We start from the raw sequence: 18,470 nt of genomic DNA on the forward strand, positions 1-18,470 counted from the left end.
CAAAAACAATATAAACTATGCTTTTTAAACAAATTAGAAGTAAAGTTTGAATATTAATTAGCCAAAATTGCTTTATTTTTGCGGTTTTAATTAACAAAAGAACTATGCAGTCAATTCAAGCCAATAATTATCTCGTACATTTTAACCACAATGCTTACGAAGCTTTAAATAAACATTTAAAAGAAAATAAGTACTCTAACTTATTTATAATTGTTGATGACCAGACCAATGAATATTGCCTTCCAAAATTCCTGCCGCTTCTAGAAACCGATTTAACAATTGAAATTATTGAGTTTGAAGCTGGTGAAATCAATAAAAATATTGAAACCTGTATCGAAATCTGGAATGTTTTGACCGAACTGGGTGCCGATAGAAAATCGCTTGTGATTAACCTTGGCGGCGGTGTCGTAACCGATTTGGGCGGATTTGTTGCTTCTACCTTTAAAAGAGGTGTAAATTTCATCAATATCCCTACTACCTTACTATCTATGGTTGATGCCTCTGTGGGCGGGAAAACGGGTGTAGATTTGGGTAATCTTAAAAACCAGATTGGTGTGATCAACGTACCTGAAATGGTCTTAATTGACACCAATTACCTGGAAACTTTACCGCAAAGTGAAATGCGTTCTGGTCTTGCCGAAATGCTGAAACACGGTTTAATATACGATGCCCCTTATTGGAGACAATTTTCTGACCTAAAATCGATCATTTTTGATGATTTAGATCAATTAATTTATCGCTCTGTTGAAATTAAGAATGAAATCGTTATACAAGATCCTACTGAAAAGAATATTCGTAAGGCATTAAACTTTGGACATACTCTAGGACATGCGATTGAGGGATACTTTTTGGAAAGTGAAACCAAAAAAACACTGCTTCATGGTGAAGCCATTGCAGTCGGAATGATTTTGGAAAGTTATATTTCGTGGAAGAAAAATCTAATTTCTCAAGAAGAATACAATGAAATCAAAATAGTGATACAAGGCATTTACGATCAGATAAATTTTGAAGAAGAAGATATTGATCCGATCTTAGAATTGCTTGTTCACGACAAAAAAAATGAATACGGTTTAATTCAATTTGCATTAATTGAAGCAATCGGAAAGATAAAAATTAACCAATCCGTTGAAAATAAATTGATTCTAGACGCGTTTCAAGATTATAAATCTTAAACTTTTTTTAATCAAAAGCATTGCATTAGGTATATTTTATTTTTTACATTTGCCACCATGAAAACAAACAGTAAACAAAGACATTTCAGCTCTTATAGAAACCGCCTCAATAGTTCTCTTCTCAGAATATTGAACCGTTTTTACAATAGTAAAAGCCCGCTTTGTTTTGATGTTTTCTTGTGTTCAAAAGCAGAGCATGAAAAACTGCCTATTATATTTGCCAATATTAGAGTTTGAATTTAAGATTAGAACCCCAGTCGTAACTAAATTATATTCGCAAACTCTAAACATTGACACTTAAATGAATACAAAATATTCGGACCTAATAAACCAGACATACTATTTTCCACAAGAGGAATTTAAATTAAACAAAGACAACTTATTGTTTCACAATATCGATTTGATGAAATTGGTAGAACAATACGGTACTCCTTTAAAGTTTACTTATCTGCCTCAGATTTCTGAAAACATCAACAAAGCAAAAGCTTGGTTCAGAAAATCAATGGAGAAAAATAAATACGACGCAAAATATTACTATTGTTATTGCACAAAAAGCTCTCATTTTGAATACATTATGAATGAGGCATTCAAGAATAACATTCATATCGAAACTTCATCTGCTTTTGATGTTAATATTGTTGAAAATTTATTAGAAAACGGTAAAATCAATAAGAGCACGTATGTTATTTGTAACGGCTTTAAAAGAGACGAATACATTACAAATATTGGAAGGTTAATTAATAACGGACATAAAAATACTATTCCGATTATTGATAACTACGAGGAATTGGATTTACTGCAGGCAGAAATTAAAGGAAAATTCAAAATTGGAATCCGTATTGCTGCCGAAGAAGAACCTAAATTTGAGTTTTACACTTCAAGATTAGGAATTGGATATAAAAACATTGTTTCGTTTTATAAAAAACAAATTCAGGAAAATGACAGATTAGAGCTTAAAATGCTCCACTTCTTCATCAATACCGGAATTAACGATACTTCGTATTATTGGAATGAATTAGTTAAATGTATCAAAGTATATATTGCGCTTAAAAAAGAATGCCCTACCCTTGACGGTTTAAATATCGGAGGCGGTTTTCCAATTAAAAATTCATTGGCATTTGAATACGATTATCAATACATGATTGATGAAATTATCAATCAGATTAAAATTGCTTGTGACGAAGCTGAAGTGGATGTTCCGAATATCTTTACAGAGTTTGGATCATTTACAGTTGGCGAAAGCGGTGGCGCTATCTATCAGATTTTGTATCAAAAACAACAAAATGATAGAGAAAAATGGAATATGATTGATTCTTCATTCATTACCACTTTACCAGATACTTGGGCTATAAATAAGCGTTTTATTATGCTTGCGGTAAACCGCTGGAATGATACTTACGAACGGGTTCTGTTAGGCGGATTAACTTGTGATAGTGACGACTATTACAATTCTGAACAAAACATGAACGCGATTTATCTGCCTAAATACAGTAAAGAAAAGCCATTGTATATTGGTTTCTTTAATACAGGTGCGTATCAAGAAACCATTGGTGGATATGGAGGACTTCACCACTGTTTAATTCCGCAGCCTAAACACATTTTAATTGATCGTGACGAAAACGGGATTCTGGCGACAGAAGTTTTCTCAGAACAACAAACTTCTGACGATGTTTTGAAAATTTTAGGCTACAAAAAAAAGTTATAAAAAACGGCAGATTAAATAATAGAAATAGTTAAAAATTTCTTAATTTGCATTAACATCCAAAAAGGTTACACTTTTTAATTCAAAAAAAAACAAAAAAAAATGAAAGGACCAATCAGTCAATTTATTGAAAAACATTATTTGCATTTTAATTCTGCTTCTTTAGTAGATGCTGCAAAAGCATATGAAGAGCAGTTAGCTAATGGTGCAAAAATGCTTGTAAGTATGGCTGGCGCAATGAGTACAGCAGAAATTGGTAAAATTTTTGCAGAAGTAATTAGACAAGACAAAGTACAAATCATTTCATGTACCGGAGCCAATCTAGAAGAAGACATCATGAATTTAGTGGCACATTCTCACTATGAAAGAGTGCCTAACTATCGTGATTTAACACCAGAAGACGAATGGGCATTGCTGGAAAGAGGTTTAAACCGTGTTACAGACACTTGTATCCCTGAGCATGAAGCATTCCGTCGTTTACAAAAACACATTTACAAAATCTGGAAAGATGCAGATGATAAAGGAGAACGTTATTTTCCGCATGAATTCATGTATAAAATGTTGTTATCTGGCGTTTTAGAAGAATATTACGAAATTGATTTAAAAGATAGCTGGATGTATGCGGCTGCAGAGAAAAATTTACCGATTATCGTACCAGGATGGGAAGATAGTACAATGGGAAATATCTTTGCTTCATACGTAATTAAAGGAGAATTAAAAGCTTCTACTATGAAATCTGGAATTGAATACATGACTTTCCTAGCGGATTGGTATTCTAAAAACAGTTCTAACGGAATTGGATTTTTCCAAATTGGTGGTGGTATTGCGGGTGATTTCCCAATTTGTGTGGTGCCAATGTTGTATCAAGATATGGAAATGCACGATGTGCCGTTTTGGAGTTATTTCTGCCAAATTTCAGATTCTACAACTAGTTATGGTTCGTATTCTGGAGCAGTTCCAAACGAAAAAATCACTTGGGGTAAATTAGATATCAAAACCCCTAAATTTATTATTGAGTCGGATGCTACGATCGTTGCTCCGTTAATTTTTGCATATTTATTAGATTTATAAAATAATTTATGAAAAGAGTTATAGTAGACTACGCTAAACTTACCAATGAAATTTTAAACCTTTTGGTAGAAAAATTTCCTGATGGTTATGATGATTCGGATGTAATCCGTTTTAGAAATGCTAAAAACGAATTGGTTGAAGCTGTTGAAGTTCGTACAGAAGACACTATTTACTTAGTAAAAATCAGTACTAAATTGGCTGACAGAATTGAAAACTACGATGAAGATGATGATATCGATCTTGATGTTGATACAATCGAACCAGTAAAAGGAATAGATCTGGACGATGAAGCAGATGATGATGATGACGACGATAACCTAGACAAACCTGATTCTGACGGCGGCGATGGAGATGATGATGACGATGATGACGACAAAGCAGATACTGATTATGATGAAGAAGACGAAGAAGATGAGGATTAATTCATCTCTTTAATAAAATAAGAAGGAACTCTATTGGAGTTCCTTTTTTTATGTATTTAGGTAAAATTGAAAACCTAAATTTTAAATTTGTAAGATTATTTTTAAATTAATATTTTTAAGGATTTTTCTACTTAAAAATAAGTACCTATATGACTTCAGAAATATTACATGCCACGCTTAAGGAAAATTTTGGTTTTGAAAAATTCAGACCCAATCAGGAAACGATAATCAAGACTATTTTATCCGGTCAAGATACTTTAGCCATTATGCCGACTGGAGGCGGAAAATCGATCTGTTTTCAGCTGCCAGCATTAATTTTGCCAGGAATTACGATCGTAATCTCACCGCTGATCGCTTTGATGAAAGATCAAGTGGACAGCTTAAAAACCAACGGAATAAATGCCTGTTATATCAACAGTACACAATCTGCACAAGAACAGCAATATTATATAGACAATTTAAAATCAAATATTTTTAAGCTCGTTTATATTGCGCCAGAAAGTCTTTCTTATTTAGATGTTGCTTTTAACGAATTGACAATCAGTTTGATTGCCATAGACGAAGCGCACTGTATCTCATCGTGGGGACATGACTTTAGGCCGGCTTACACCAATTTAGGATATTTAAAAAACCGCTTCCCTTCTACTCCTGTTTTAGCACTGACAGCAACAGCAGATAAAGCAACCCGTACCGACATTACTAAACAGCTGCAATTAAAAAATCCAAAAACTTTTATTGCTTCATTTGATCGAAAAAATCTAAGTTTAGAAGTGCGCCCTGCTTTAGATCGTGTCAAACAAATTATTGATTTTATTGAAGACAAACCAAACGAATCTGGAATCATTTATTGTTTGAGCCGAAAAACCACAGAAGAACTTGCCGAGAAATTAAAAAAGCACGGAATTACTGCTAGGGCTTATCATGCAGGTTTAGAAAATACAATCCGCGCTAAGACACAGGATGAATTTATAAACGATGACTGCCAGGTAGTCTGCGCTACAGTTGCCTTTGGAATGGGAATTGATAAATCTAATGTTCGCTGGGTGATCCATTACAACCTGCCCAAAAACATAGAAGGTTATTATCAGGAAATCGGACGTGCCGGTCGTGACGGTCTTCCGGCAGAAACAGTACTTTTCGAAAGTTATGCAGATGTAATTCAGTTGCAGAAATTTGCTTCTGACGGATTAAACGCTGATGTGCAGCTGGCAAAATTAGAGCGTATGAAACAATATGCAGATGCTTTAAGCTGCCGTAGAAAAATTCTACTTTCTTATTTTGGTGAATTGGTTACAGAGAATTGCGGTAACTGTGATATTTGCAAAAATCCGCCAACATTTTTTGATGGAACGATTCTGGCGCAGAAAGCCTTATCTGCAATCACTCGCTTGAAAGAATCGGAACCGCTGGCTGTAATTGTAGATTTTTTAAGAGGCTCAAAAAACGCATATATCTATGAAAAAAATTATCAGGAGCTAAAAACGTACGGAATTGGACATGACATTTCGTGGTACGACTGGAATCAATATTTAATTCAGCTGATTAATTTAGGTTACTTAGAAATTGCTTTTCATCAGCATAATAAAATTTTATTGACTCCTTTTGCAAAGAAAGTTTTATTTGAAAACGAAAAAGTCAAATTAACAACTGTTGTTAAGAAAGTAATCGATAAAAACGAAATTAAAGAAACCAAAGCAAAACCAGCTAAAAATTCTCTTTTTGAAATACTTAGAAAATTGCGCTATGAAATTGCCAAAGACGAAGAAGTTCCTGCTTATGTAATATTTAGTGATGCTGCTCTGAGACAAATGGAAATAGTAAGACCAATGAGTGAAGAAGAATTTCTTACCATTGAAGGGGTCGGAAAAGCAAAACTTGAAAAATATGGTTCTGAATTTATTGATGCCATAACTTATTACGAAAAAGTAAAGAAAGAAAATTCGAAGAAGAAAAAAGAAGGCAACACCTATAAAACAACTTTAGAATTATATCAAAATGGGGTTTCGGTACAAGAAATCGCTGAGCAGAGAAAATTGGGACTGACAACTATTATCTCGCATTTAGCCAAGTTATATGTCGATGGAAATGATATTGATTTAAGTCAGTTTGTTTCTGATGAGGAAGTTAAACTTCTCCATAAAGCACAAATCGAATTAGAATATCCTACAGCGTTAAAACCTTATTTCGATCATTTTGAAGAAAAATTATCTTATGATAAAATTCGCTTAGGTCTTGCTATAGTTGAAAGGAATAAATAATAGTGGTTTTGAAAAAAAAAAGTTTTTATTTCATTTGAATTGAATAATACAAAAAGAAAAATCCTGTAAAATAAAAATTTTACAGGATTTTCTATTTCATTTGATTGATTACAAATACCTTTCTTCAAAAACTTTTTGATGATGTTTTTGATGTCCGATTATTACAAAACCTAAAGCACGAACTGAAATTTTATTATTAGAAGCTGTTCCAATACGTTTAAGTTGTTCTTCAGATAAGCTTTTGTAAAACAATAAATTTGAATGTCTTAAGGCAGAAAGTTCTGTTAGCAATTCCTGAATACTTCTTTTGTTTGAATCGGTGTTGTTTGCGTAATCATCTTCTTCAAAACTTGACAAAGGCGTTTGGTCATTTCTAGAAAAACGCAGCGCTCTATAAGCAAAAATTCTTTCAGAATCCATAAGGTGCTGGATAATATCTTTAATTGTCCATTTGCCTGGAGCATAACGATAATCAAATTTATCCATTGGAATGTTTTGAACAAATCGGATAAATTCATGAAGCGATATTTCTAATTCTTCGATCAAATCTCCTGATCCAGCCTGATTGATATACGTGCCAAAGTGGCCGGCATATTCATTCTCTAATAATTCAGAACTTTTCATAATATATTTTTTAAGCAGAATTTCTACTTGCGTTAGTATTTCCAAAAAGTGATCTTGTTACAATTTTCTCGTATACTTTGATCAGTTCTTCGTTTACGTTTTCTTCTTTATTCAATTCATTGATTCTCAATAAAGCATATTGCTGAATAGTCAACAATGGCAAAACAATTCGCTCTCTGATTTGAATAGAAGCAATACCGTCAGGGTAATTTTCCATTAACGTTTTGTGATCTGCAATTTTAAGAAGCAAACGTTTAGTTTCTTGAAATTCAGTATTGATAATCTGCCAAAATTCTCCAAATTCCGGATCTTTCTGCATATAAGCCGTCAATGGCAGGAATGATTTTGCCAAAGACATCATACTGTTTTCTAACAAAGTCTTAAAGAACAATGAATTATGATACAAATTACTTACTTTGTCCCATTGACCAGATTCTTCAAAATGTTTTAAAGCAGATCCTACACCAAAAAATCCAGGAACGTTTTGCTTCAACTGACTCCAAGAACCTACAAACGGAATCGCTCTAAGATCAGCAAAATCTAACGATTCTGATTTACTTCTTTTAGAAGGACGGCTTCCAATGTTGGTTTTTGAGTAATATTTCAGCGTACTCATTTTTTCCAGGTAAGGAATAAATTTTGGATGGTTTTTTAAATTAAGGTATTTGTTATAACCTAAATCTGCTAATTCAGTCAAAATCTGAGTTTCCTCAACAGTCAGCTCATTTTTTTCTTTACTAAAAACCTGATTCGTAACTCCTGCACTTAAAAGGTTTTCAATGTTATAACGACAAGAATCTAACGTTCCAAAATTAGAGCTTATGGTCTGTCCTTGAACGGTAATTTGAATTTCGTTATTTTCTATTTTTGGCCCTAATGAAGCGTAAAATTTATGTGTTTTTCCACCGCCGCGTGCTGGCGGGCCGCCACGTCCATCAAAGAATATTGCTTTTACGCCATATTTTCTAGAAATTTCAGTCAGGGCAATTTTAGCTTGATAGATACTCCAGTTCGCCATTAAATAACCACCATCTTTGGTACCATCAGAAAAACCAAGCATTATAGTCTGTTTGTTTCCTCTAGATTTAAGATGTTTAGAATATTCAGGATTGGTATACAGCTGTTCCATCACATCGTGCGCATTTTGTAAATCGTCAACCGATTCAAAAAGCGGAATAATATCTACTGTTGGATGATCCCAATTATTCAAACGAATCATGGCAAAAGTTTCCATTACATTCAATGCACTTTCATTATTACTAATGATATAGCGGTTTGCTCCTTCTTCTCCGTTATTTTCCTGAATGGTTTTAATTGCTTGAACAGACTCTAAAGTCGATCTTGTAATTTCATTTTCAAAATCAGCCGGATTTAAGTTTCCTTTTACTTTAGATAAAACAACTATTTTTTCATCTTCAGTTAAATCGAAATAATTTGCAGGAAAAATATCCGATCCAGAATTCAAATAATAATTTACTACATCTTGGAAAACGGCATTGTGAATTTTACTGTTTTGACGAATATCTAAAGTGGCAAAGTGAAAACCAAATAAATTGATTTTTACTAAAAACGCTTCTAATTCATCTAAATATAACGATTGGTGTTTTTCAATAATTATCGCTCTAATTTTATTGAGCTGCGTTAATAATTCTTCTAAAGTGATAAAAATTTCTCCTTTAGAATAAAAAACAGAACGGTAAAGTTTATGTTCAAGATCGGACACCAAAGTATCTACATCAGAGAAAGTTAGCTTACGTTTTAGATTACGCATTTCAACATAATAGCACTTAAGAATCGAAGTTCTAAGACGCTCTGCAACCTTCAAAGTAATTTCTGTAGTTACAAAAGGATTTCCGTCCCTGTCACCTCCCGGCCAGAAACCAAGTTTGATTAATTGGTTTTGAATGGCATTTCCATTTAATATGTTTTTTTGAAGATAATGAACAATTTCTCCAGAAGTAGCATAAAAAACATTCTCTAAATACCAGATCAAACTCACCGCCTCGTCATACGGATTTGGTTTTTCTTTTTGGATAAAAGGTGTTTTTCCCAGCTGTGCCAATAACTGTTTGATTTTAAGCAAATCGTTAGAGCGTATTGCTTCTGTTAAATCATTGATGATTCCTAAAACAGGTCCTGGATAAAATTGCGTTGGGTGTGCAGTTAAAACCGTACGAACATTGAAATTTTCTAAAAATTCAATTAATTCGTCGTCTTTTTCTTTAGCATCCGATTTTTCTTTAATGTCTCTAAGAGAGCCTCGCCCTTCCATATTGTTTACATTCGGAAAAGCGGCATCTTCAATAGCATCAAACAGTACGATTTGACGTTCGATATATTGAATAAATCGAAACATCAATTCAATTTTCTCTTCTTCTGATGCGTCATTTAGAAATTTATTAGAGAAAAAATCAAATATTTCTTTTGGTGTTTCTTCTTTTTTAAATCCAGTTTCGCAAGTTTCTGTAAACAAAGGCAGTAAAACCCCTGTATTATCTATAGAATCAAAAGGTAATGTTATAAAAACACTATTATAAATGTGGTATTTCGAGAGAACGTCTTGATTAAAACGTTCAATTTTTGGCAACGTATACATAATTGTGTTGTAGTTGGTTGGTTAATTAGTCATAAAAAAACCCCAAGAATAAACTTGAGGTTATATTTTTGATATAGCATTCAAGAAAAGTTCTTACATATTTTTGAAAATAGTATGCATCAAACGCTTCTTATCGTTTATACTTTCCTCTAATGAGATCATTGTTTCTGTTCTGTAAACACCCTCGATATCATCAATCATGAAGATAACTTCTTTTGCGTGTTTTGTATCTTTTGCTCTAATTTTGCAAAAAATGTTAAATTTACCAGTAGTTACAGAAGCTACAGTAACGAATGGAATTTGGTTAATTCGCTCTAATACAAATTTTGTCTGAGACGTATTATTCAGAAATACTCCCACGTAAGCAATAAATGAATACCCTAATTTATCGTAATCCAAGGCTAAAGAAGACCCCATTATTATACCTGCGTCTTCCATCTTTTTTACTCTAACATGTACTGTTCCAGCAGATATCAATAATTTCTTTGCAATGTCAGTAAACGGAACTCTCGTATTGTCTATTAACATATCTAAAATCTGGTGATCTACTTCATCTAAACGAAATTTACTCATAATTCTTTAATTAATATTACTAATTGCTATTACAAAGTATAAAATTATATATAAAAAACAACAAATTCACATAAAAATTAACTTTTTATTAATCCGTTAACAAATTTAACATTTTTATTTAAATAAAAATTTGCTTTTTGACCCACTTTCAGAATATTTCCAGTATCATCAGAATATTCTGCTCCTTTTGCATCGTATACGTAATGTCCGAAATAATTTTCCAACTCGCCTACTTCACTAATATAAGCATTAAAATGAATCTTATTTTCGATTAATTCTTCTTTGTATTGTGCGACAAAATTCGTAATAATTTCGATACCATCATAATTTATTTTGACATTTTTATACATAAAATCATAAAAAACCACATTATTTTGTGAAATATTCAAATATTCACCAAAACGATTCTTAACTAAATCGTTTTCGGAAATGAGTTTAAAGCTTAAAATTAACGAGAAAAAGATGAATTTTCGGGTAATTTCTCTTTCATAGTCCCCAGGATAGTGCCCAGCCTCAAATAAGATCGTAGGAACGCCTAAAAATTGAAAAGTGTCTCCAATACAATTAATATTAAAAGAATCGTCAAATCTTCCTACTTGTCCCGGAATATATTGCTGTAATGTTTCGTTAATTCCAGCTATAATATTGATGGCTTTTAATCTGTTTTCGTTTACATCACGCTCTTCATTATAAGATGGTGCCAAAAATGACACCGTAGCTGGTTTTCCTGTCGTACCCGCACCAAAAATAGTACGCTGATCGTGAAGGTTAAAACAGTAGTGAGGTTTAAAATCTTCAAAAACGGCTCTTAATACATTACTTTCCGGCTGGGTTAAGTCTTGCGAATCACGATTTAAGTCAACCTCATTTGCATTGGCTCGCGTATACAATCTTGCTCCATCTGGATTTAAAATAGGGATACTATAAAAGGTAAAAGTAGTAAGCATGGTATTCGCTAGATCGGATCCTCCATTAAGAAAATTGATAAAATCAAATAATGCTTTCGTGGTCGTACTTTCGTTTCCGTGCATTTGCGACCAAAGATAAATTCGTGTGCTGCCTGTACCAATTTGATAACTATAAATTGGTTCTCCCAAAACAGACTTGCCAATTACTTTAACTTGATTGTTAGCATTTAGTTTATCTAATAGAGGTTGAATATGGTCTAAGGTCAAGTAACGACCAGAAATGGTTTCTTCTTTGTACTGCGTGAAAAGTGCTTCTAAATTCATTGTGTTTTGATTAGTTTACAAAAGTAAACATCTTTATTTTTACAATTGTAAACAATTAAAAAGTTTCACAATTTAGTTTTGTAAACACATTTTTAAACGTATTTGTTTAGAGTTGTGAATCGACGCGCTTACTAAAGAAACGATTAGTATAAAAGATCTTATAATATTGAAAAACAATGATTTAATTAGTATTATTTAAATATAAAATTGAACACAAAAAGGACTTTATGTATTATATAACAGTTTATAATTTGTTAGTTGATTTCATTTTGTTACATTTGTAAATAGTCAAACAAATTAAAGTAATTTACAATGGTAAACATAGATGATTTTGTAAAAAGACTCGAAAATATATTGGAATATTACGCACTAAATGCTTCTACATTTGCCGATAAAATTGGCGTGCAGCGATCTAGTATGTCTCATTTATTATCGGGACGAAATAAGCCCAGCTTAGATTTTGTAATGAAAATTATAGAAGTTTTTCCTGAAGTTGATATTTACTGGCTGCTAAACGGTACCGGAAATTTCCCAAAAAATAATGAAGTTCCAACAGAAGTAAAAAAGAGCCCCGCTCCTATTTCATACGAAATTTCAAATTCGCCAGATCTATTTTCCACTTTTGAAAAAACAGAAAAAATGGAATCAGCACCAAAAGACATAGCGCCGCAAAAAATAAATTTAGCAGCGGATCAGGAGGAAATCGAAAAAATCGTCTTTTTTTATAAAAACGGAACCTTTAAGGTCTATAATTCTTAATTTAAAAATTAGCGCATATTCGGAGATTGGTCCAGAAAATTTTCAAATACGCGATTCTCACGCGTTAGAAAAAAAACAAATTTTTAGAATTGAAAACCATTTTTTGGAATCTTGCCTGCAACCCCGCGATAAAACTCTTTAAATATTTTTATGTCTTCCTCATAATTGCCCGTCGGAAAAAATGGTTTCCCAAATTTGACTTCTTTTTTGCCCCAGTCAAAAGCAACAGGAACAATAGGAACATTTGCTTTAAGTGCGATATAATAAAATCCTGTTTTTATTTCAGTTATTCCTTTTCGTGTTCCCTCAGGAGCAACAGCAAGTCTAAATACTTCTTTTCTGTCAAAAATAGCGGCAATAGAATCTACTTTATTCAATCCGCCCGTGCGGTCCAGCGGTTCACCGCCAACATTTCTAAAGTAATATCCAAAAGGAAATTTAAACAATTCTTTCTTCCCTACCCAATTCATTTCCAGCCCCGATATCCCTCTAGTAAAGAGTCCGATATAAAAATCATGATTGCTCGTATGAGGCATTACCATTAATACACATTTTTTTACTGCTGCATTTTCCATTCCCACTATCTTCCAGCCCATTAGCTTAAAAAAGATGAATTTGTATAATAGTTTTTTCATTAAAGATTTATTATTTAGTGCAAAATAAAAGATTTAATGGTAAATTTGAGTAAAACCAGTCTTAAAATGATTCAAAAACTTTTCAGCTATTTAATTCCCATTAAAATCTATAAAAAGAAATCGGCCAGAAGCAAAACCATAGAAGTTACCTGGGCAAATGGAGAATTAGTTTTGGATTCTGAAAACACTAATTACTCTTACGGAAGTCTGCAGCGCATATTACGATACGGACTCCGAAATATTGGCTACGATCAAGTTCTCGAAATGGATCATATTTTGGTACTGGGAGTTGCCGGCGGAAGTGTCATAAAAACATTAGTTGATGAAATTCAATACAAACATAAAATTACAGGAGTCGAGATCGATTCAGAAATGATCCAGATTGCAAATCAATATTTTGAACTTGACAAAATCAAACAGTTAAATCTTGTAATTGACGATGCTTTTGAATTTGTTCTTAAAACTAAAGATCAATATGACCTCATTATTATTGATGTTTTTGAAGATACTAATATGCCGAATTTTCTTTTTGAGAAATTCTTTTCGGATAGAATCTGCACACTTTTAAGAAGCAATGGATATATTTTGTTCAATACCATGATTTTAGACGAAGTACATAATGTTCGAAACCGAAAATACATCTCTGAAATAGATTCTAAATTATTTACTTCTAAAATGCTGCCCCGTATTGAGGTGCACAATGAATTGATAATTATTAAAAAAAATGATTAAATGCTATGAAACCTTTATCTTCTATTTTAAACGCATTACCTCCTACTAAAGTTATTGATGCCGCTATAAATCTTTCTCAGTATGTTCGGTTGGATTTATCGGTTACCAATCGCGAATTTGCCGACACAAGACCCGAAACGGCAGAAGATTTTGAAAATTATATTTCAAATTATCTTAAAAAGAATAATGCTAAAGTCGCGTTTGGCGGTTACATCGAGGGACGTTTTTTATATAAAAGAAGCAGCATTTTTAAAGATGATTCTAAGCCGGAACGAAATATTCATATTGGTTTAGACCTTTGGGCAGAAGAAGGTACAAGTGTTTTGGCAGCTTTAGACGGAAAAGTTCACAGTTTTAAAAACAATGTGGGTTTAGGGGATTACGGACCTACCATAATATTGGAACATGAAGTTCAAAAGAAAATATTTTATACTTTATACGGACATTTATCGTTAGAAAGTATAGAAAACTTAACAGTCGGAGACAATTTTAAAAAAGGAGATAAAATTGCAACGCTCGGAAATGCCTCTGTAAATGGAGATTACGCACCTCATGTGCATTTTCAAATTATTCATAATATCGAAGATTATTGGGGAGATTATCCAGGGGTCTGCAATACAAATGATTTGAATTTTTATATAGAAAACTGTCCCGATCCTAACTTATTATTAAAAATAACTTAAATGATTATGAAGAAAGCAGGATTGATTATATGTTTGTTATTGCTAATTGGATGTAAGTCAAAAACGGTTAGCAGAAATACGGAAGACTTAAAAATTAAAAAAGTTTCGGGAGCCGAAATAAATGCCGGTCAGCAGCAAAAAGCGTACGAATTAGGAAAACGAGTTTTAGAAACTTGCAATACCTCTAAATTTAAACCTTTTAACGAAACCGAAGTGACAGCGTCGGTAAGGGAAAACACTACAGAAGAGCGTTTAACCAAAACCTGCCAGAGATTTAGACAATATTACGGAAGTTTTATTGATCTTAAATTAGACGGTGTTTACAAAACTAAGAACGAAGTAATTTACCGCTACCATGCTTTGTATACTAAAAAAGTAGCGAATAAAGAATTGAGAGTTTTTGTAAACGATGACAACCTTGTTTCTGCCATAAAATCAATGGATTGGGACGAGAAATTTGATGCTAAACTAGCCGAACAATAAATATATAAAATATGAATTTAAAATTATCGCTGCTCTTATTACTATTCGTTTCAACTTTTGCCCAAGCACAGCAGACTATTAGTGTAAAAGGATCTGCGCCATTTCCGGCAACTCCTGATTATACTTTTATCTGCGAAAAATATGCTTTTACTGGCGAAGTAAATATTCAAATAGCAAAAACAGACAAAGGCGGTATTTTAAAAATAACCCTTGTAACGGCAAACGACAAAGCTAGAATTGCGGGCGGTCTGTATGTAGATCTTACTAATGCAGATGTTATTGCGTGCACAGATAAAAACGTAAAAGAATCTTCGGACGGTAAAACCACTTCTTATTACTATTTTACTCCTGCAGAATGGCAGAAGTTAAAAAAATCAGATATTTATGCTGTACGATTTATAATTGCCGGCGGTCCAAATACTTTTGGCAGTCAAACCGGTTATTTTACAGCTTATAATAAGATGAATTATTTCTCTACAGCTTTTGATAAGTCCAAAAAAACATACGATACCGCTAAAGAAATAAGTATCTTATAAATAAGATTTTAAATATCAAAATCTTATATTTATAGTTAAAACTCTCTATATGAACGCAAACGAAGCCTTAATTACAAAGTTCTATACTGCTTTCGCCAACGCAGATGCTAAAACAATGAGTGAATGCTATCATCCCAAAATTCATTTTATTGATCCGGCATTTGGTTTGCTAAAAGAAGGCCAGGTTTCTAAAATGTGGGAAATGCTGCTTCTGAAAAGCAAAGGGAACTTAAAAATAGAATTTTCAAACATAAAAGCAGATGATTCTAACGGTTCTGCCCATTGGACAGCTGCTTATAATTTTAGTAAAACAAACCGTAAAGTAATCAATAGAATCGCAGCCGAATTTGTTTTTCAAGACGGTTTAATCATCAAGCATACAGACAGTTTTGATGTTTGGAAATGGTCAAAGCAGGCCTTCGGGGCGACGGGATATTTATTAGGATGGACGGGATTCTTCCAGAAAAAAGTTCAGAAACAAGCTTTATTATCCCTACAAAAGTTTCAAGAAACGAAATAAAAAACGAATAAATATTTTAAGAAGCAGTTGTTTCGCTTTTAAAACACCTTCAGTCCCGCTATCCGTTACAATCTTTTATGTCACGTTAAAAAAAAAGCCATAAAAGGATTTTCACTTCTATCGGGGCTAAACGAGACCTCTTTGTTTCATAAGAAATAAAAAACCCGACGGTTCAAAAAACTGTCGGGTTTGCTATTTTAAGAACTTTGCAGTTACTAAGAAGTCTATGACTTGAACCAGCTTTCAACCAATTCATCTTCAAAAGAAGTGGCATTTTTATGAACAAACTCGTTTGTTTCTTTATTATAAGAATAGTCCAAAGCCCAAGATTCGTGATTTGCAGCCAATTCTTTTATACTCTTGCACACATAAGCAATCTCTTCGTCGGTAGTCGTTGGGTGAATAGACATACGAATCCATCCCGGTTTTTTGATCAAATCTCCAATCGTAATTTCGTTTACCAATTTATTAGAAGTTTCCTGATCTACGTGTAATAAATAATGTCCGTAAGTTCCTGCACAGCTGCATCCTCCTCTAGTTTGAATTCCAAAACGATCATTTAAAATTTTTACACCCAGATTAAAATGAAGGTTTTCAATAAAAAAAGAAACCACGCCTAAACGTTCTTTGTGCTGGCCAGCCAAAATTTTAATGTTAGAAACAGCTCCCAACTCACTAAAGACAAAATCAACAATTTCATGTTCACGCTCCATGATGTTTTCAATTCCCATTTCTTCTTTCAGCTCAATTGCCAAAGCCGTTTTTATAACCTGAAGAAAACCTGGAGTACCGCCATCCTCACGATCTTCGATATTATCAATATATTTATGTTCTCCCCAAGGATTTGTCCAGCTTACTGTACCGCCGCCAGGACAATCCGGAATCATATTATTATATAGTTTTTTATTAAAAATCAAAACACCAGAAGTTCCCGGGCCTCCTAAGAATTTGTGCGGAGACAAAAATACAGCATCCAGATAAGCTTCTGGATCTGCAGGATGCATATCGATTTCAACATACGGTCCAGAACAGGCAAAGTCGACAAAACAAACTCCGTTATATTGGTGCATCAATTTTGCAGCTTCATGAAATGGAGTTCTCAAGCCAGTAACATTGGAACAAGCCGTAATCGAAGCAATTTTTATAGTTCTATCATTGTATTTTTGTAATAATACTTCTAAGTTTTCTAGATTAAAAAGTCCCTTTTCGCAAGAGGGAATAATCTCCACATCAGCAATAGTCTCCAGCCAAGAAGTTTGATTAGAGTGATGCTCCATGTGCGAAATAAAAACGATCGGTTTTTTTTCTGCTGGAATATTTGTAAAACTTTTTAAATTTTCAGGAATCTTTAAGCCAAGAATACGCTGAAACTTATTAATAACACCTGTCATTCCGGTTCCGTCTGTAATCAAAACATCATCGCTGTTTGCATTGGTATGACGCTTAATGATCATTCTGGCATGATGGTATGCTTTGGTCATAGCAGTACCAGATACAGTAGTTTCTGTATGGGTATTTGCCACAAACGGCCCAAACTGATTTAGTAACTTTTCTTCAATCGGACGATATAATCTGCCACTGGCAGTCCAATCTGTATAAACAATTGATTTTCTGCCATAAGGCGAGTCAAATTCTTGATTTACACCAACAATATTCTGTCTAAATTGCTGAAAGTACGTTTCTAAGGTGATGGTATTATTTTTGCTGTTCATTAGTTGTGCCTTATGTTTGACTGCAAATATATCGCTTTTTTACAATATTGCGAATTTATCAATAGTAAACTTCAAACATTACAATACCGATTAATATCTTTAGTCAAAAGAACTTTTTTTTAATAAATTATCACAATATTCTATCGGATTAATAGGCATTAACTTAAAACAAAATATCATTTATGGAAAATTTATCTGCGGCCACATTTGGTGGTGGATGTTTTTGGTGCATAGAAGCTGTAATACAGCGTTTGAAAGGAATAGAATCGATAAGATCTGGTTTTGCCGGCGGATTTATTAAAAATCCTCCCTATCGAGAAGTGTGTACAGGAAGAACGGGTCATGCCGAAGTTGTTCAGGTTACTTTTAATCCTGACATAATTTCATATCATGACTTAATTTTTATTTTCATGACAAGTCATGACCCAACAACTTTAAATCGTCAGGGCGGCGACAACGGAACGCAGTACCGTTCTATTGTTTTGTATCATGATGAAGAACAAAAAGAAATTGCCGAGCAAGTTTTTAATGAAGTACAGCCGGCTTATGCAGATCCTATCGTTACGCAGTTAAAACCTTTTGAAGTGTTTTACCAAGCCGAGGAACAGCATCAAAATTATTACAATGAAAATCAGGACGCGGGTTATTGCCAAGTGGTAATTGATCCGAAAATTCAAAAACTAAAAAAAATGTACGCTGACCATTTGATCGAGTAAATTTTTCAGCCGCAGATTACACAGATTAAACGGATTTTTAAAAA

At 33.2% G+C, this 18,470-nt stretch carries 18 protein-coding genes; 12 read left to right on the forward strand and 6 right to left on the reverse strand.

Annotated features, from left to right (window positions below; all coding sequences use genetic code 11):
• Positions 1 to 104 precede the first annotated feature (104 nt).
• The 5 genes from aroB (at position 105) to recQ (ending at position 6,625) form a co-directional block, all read left to right on the forward strand.
• Positions 105 to 1,172 carry a 3-dehydroquinate synthase gene (gene aroB / locus C4F50_RS07145; protein ID WP_193845718.1) on the forward strand — a complete coding sequence of 356 codons (1,068 nt, stop codon included), beginning with the start codon at positions 105 to 107 and terminating at the stop codon, positions 1,170 to 1,172.
• Positions 1,173 to 1,473: 301 nt separating this feature from the next.
• On the forward strand, positions 1,474 to 2,877 hold the full coding sequence (locus tag C4F50_RS07150) for a type III PLP-dependent enzyme domain-containing protein (RefSeq protein ID WP_193845719.1): 1,404 nt from the start codon (positions 1,474 to 1,476) through the stop codon (positions 2,875 to 2,877).
• A 99-nt stretch (positions 2,878 to 2,976) separates the two neighbouring features.
• Positions 2,977 to 3,945, forward strand: a complete 969-nt coding sequence (locus C4F50_RS07155) for a deoxyhypusine synthase family protein (protein ID WP_193845720.1) — start codon at positions 2,977 to 2,979, stop codon at positions 3,943 to 3,945.
• An 8-nt stretch (positions 3,946 to 3,953) separates the two neighbouring features.
• Positions 3,954 to 4,367: a DNA primase gene (locus C4F50_RS07160; RefSeq protein WP_193845721.1), complete on the forward strand. Its 414-nt coding sequence runs from the start codon at positions 3,954 to 3,956 to the stop codon at positions 4,365 to 4,367.
• A gap of 149 nt (positions 4,368 to 4,516) precedes the next feature.
• Positions 4,517 to 6,625 (forward strand): DNA helicase RecQ, encoded by a 2,109-nt coding sequence (gene recQ / locus C4F50_RS07165; RefSeq protein WP_193845722.1) that lies wholly within the window; start codon positions 4,517 to 4,519, stop codon positions 6,623 to 6,625.
• A gap of 108 nt (positions 6,626 to 6,733) precedes the next feature.
• Here recQ and C4F50_RS07170 read toward each other — a convergent pair whose 3' ends face one another.
• From C4F50_RS07170 to C4F50_RS07185, 4 genes are all read right to left on the reverse strand, one after another.
• Positions 6,734 to 7,249: a DinB family protein gene (locus tag C4F50_RS07170; RefSeq protein WP_193845723.1), complete on the reverse strand. Its 516-nt coding sequence runs from the start codon at positions 7,247 to 7,249 to the stop codon at positions 6,734 to 6,736.
• Between the two features lie 10 nt (positions 7,250 to 7,259).
• Positions 7,260 to 9,845: a phosphoenolpyruvate carboxylase gene (locus tag C4F50_RS07175; RefSeq protein WP_193845724.1), complete on the reverse strand. Its 2,586-nt coding sequence runs from the start codon at positions 9,843 to 9,845 to the stop codon at positions 7,260 to 7,262.
• A gap of 93 nt (positions 9,846 to 9,938) precedes the next feature.
• Positions 9,939 to 10,418, reverse strand: coding sequence for an Lrp/AsnC family transcriptional regulator (locus tag C4F50_RS07180; protein WP_007805990.1), 480 nt, complete (start codon positions 10,416 to 10,418; stop codon positions 9,939 to 9,941).
• Between the two features lie 77 nt (positions 10,419 to 10,495).
• On the reverse strand, positions 10,496 to 11,650 hold the full coding sequence (locus C4F50_RS07185; RefSeq protein WP_193845725.1) for a M14 family metallopeptidase: 1,155 nt from the start codon (positions 11,648 to 11,650) through the stop codon (positions 10,496 to 10,498).
• Positions 11,651 to 11,962: 312 nt separating this feature from the next.
• On the opposite strand from C4F50_RS07185, the gene C4F50_RS07190 reads away from it, so the two are divergent.
• Entirely contained in the window at positions 11,963 to 12,409 is a 447-nt protein-coding gene (locus C4F50_RS07190; protein WP_193845726.1) for a helix-turn-helix domain-containing protein, read from the forward strand.
• Between the two features lie 83 nt (positions 12,410 to 12,492).
• On the opposite strand, the gene C4F50_RS07195 is transcribed toward C4F50_RS07190, so the two are convergent.
• Positions 12,493 to 13,044, reverse strand: coding sequence for a 1-acyl-sn-glycerol-3-phosphate acyltransferase (locus tag C4F50_RS07195; protein WP_193845727.1), 552 nt, complete (start codon positions 13,042 to 13,044; stop codon positions 12,493 to 12,495).
• Positions 13,045 to 13,110: 66 nt separating this feature from the next.
• Between C4F50_RS07195 and C4F50_RS07200 the strand changes: the two genes are divergently transcribed.
• Genes C4F50_RS07200 through C4F50_RS07220 form a run of 5 tightly spaced genes read left to right on the forward strand, consistent with a single transcriptional unit; the run spans position 13,111 to position 15,998 of the window.
• Positions 13,111 to 13,776 carry a spermidine synthase gene (locus tag C4F50_RS07200; protein ID WP_193845728.1) on the forward strand — a complete coding sequence of 222 codons (666 nt, stop codon included), beginning with the start codon at positions 13,111 to 13,113 and terminating at the stop codon, positions 13,774 to 13,776.
• Between the two features lie 5 nt (positions 13,777 to 13,781).
• Entirely contained in the window at positions 13,782 to 14,459 is a 678-nt protein-coding gene (locus C4F50_RS07205) for a peptidoglycan DD-metalloendopeptidase family protein (protein WP_193845729.1), read from the forward strand.
• 6 nt (positions 14,460 to 14,465) lie between these two features.
• Positions 14,466 to 14,942 (forward strand): hypothetical protein, encoded by a 477-nt coding sequence (locus C4F50_RS07210; RefSeq protein WP_193845863.1) that lies wholly within the window; start codon positions 14,466 to 14,468, stop codon positions 14,940 to 14,942.
• Between the two features lie 11 nt (positions 14,943 to 14,953).
• Positions 14,954 to 15,478, forward strand: coding sequence for a hypothetical protein (locus tag C4F50_RS07215; protein ID WP_193845730.1), 525 nt, complete (start codon positions 14,954 to 14,956; stop codon positions 15,476 to 15,478).
• 49 nt (positions 15,479 to 15,527) lie between these two features.
• The gene (locus C4F50_RS07220; protein WP_193845731.1) at positions 15,528 to 15,998 is read left to right on the forward strand and encodes a nuclear transport factor 2 family protein; all 471 of its coding nucleotides are present in this window, start codon (positions 15,528 to 15,530) and stop codon (positions 15,996 to 15,998) included.
• A gap of 224 nt (positions 15,999 to 16,222) precedes the next feature.
• On the opposite strand, the gene C4F50_RS07225 is transcribed toward C4F50_RS07220, so the two are convergent.
• On the reverse strand, positions 16,223 to 17,710 hold the full coding sequence (locus C4F50_RS07225) for an aminotransferase class V-fold PLP-dependent enzyme (RefSeq protein ID WP_193845732.1): 1,488 nt from the start codon (positions 17,708 to 17,710) through the stop codon (positions 16,223 to 16,225).
• Between the two features lie 182 nt (positions 17,711 to 17,892).
• On the opposite strand from C4F50_RS07225, the gene msrA reads away from it, so the two are divergent.
• Positions 17,893 to 18,426, forward strand: a complete 534-nt coding sequence (msrA, locus tag C4F50_RS07230; RefSeq protein ID WP_193845733.1) for a peptide-methionine (S)-S-oxide reductase MsrA — start codon at positions 17,893 to 17,895, stop codon at positions 18,424 to 18,426.
• Positions 18,427 to 18,470 lie beyond the last annotated feature (44 nt).

It is taken from the genome of Flavobacterium hungaricum (assembly GCF_015182285.1).
GTDB lineage: Bacteria > Bacteroidota > Bacteroidia > Flavobacteriales > Flavobacteriaceae > Flavobacterium > Flavobacterium hungaricum.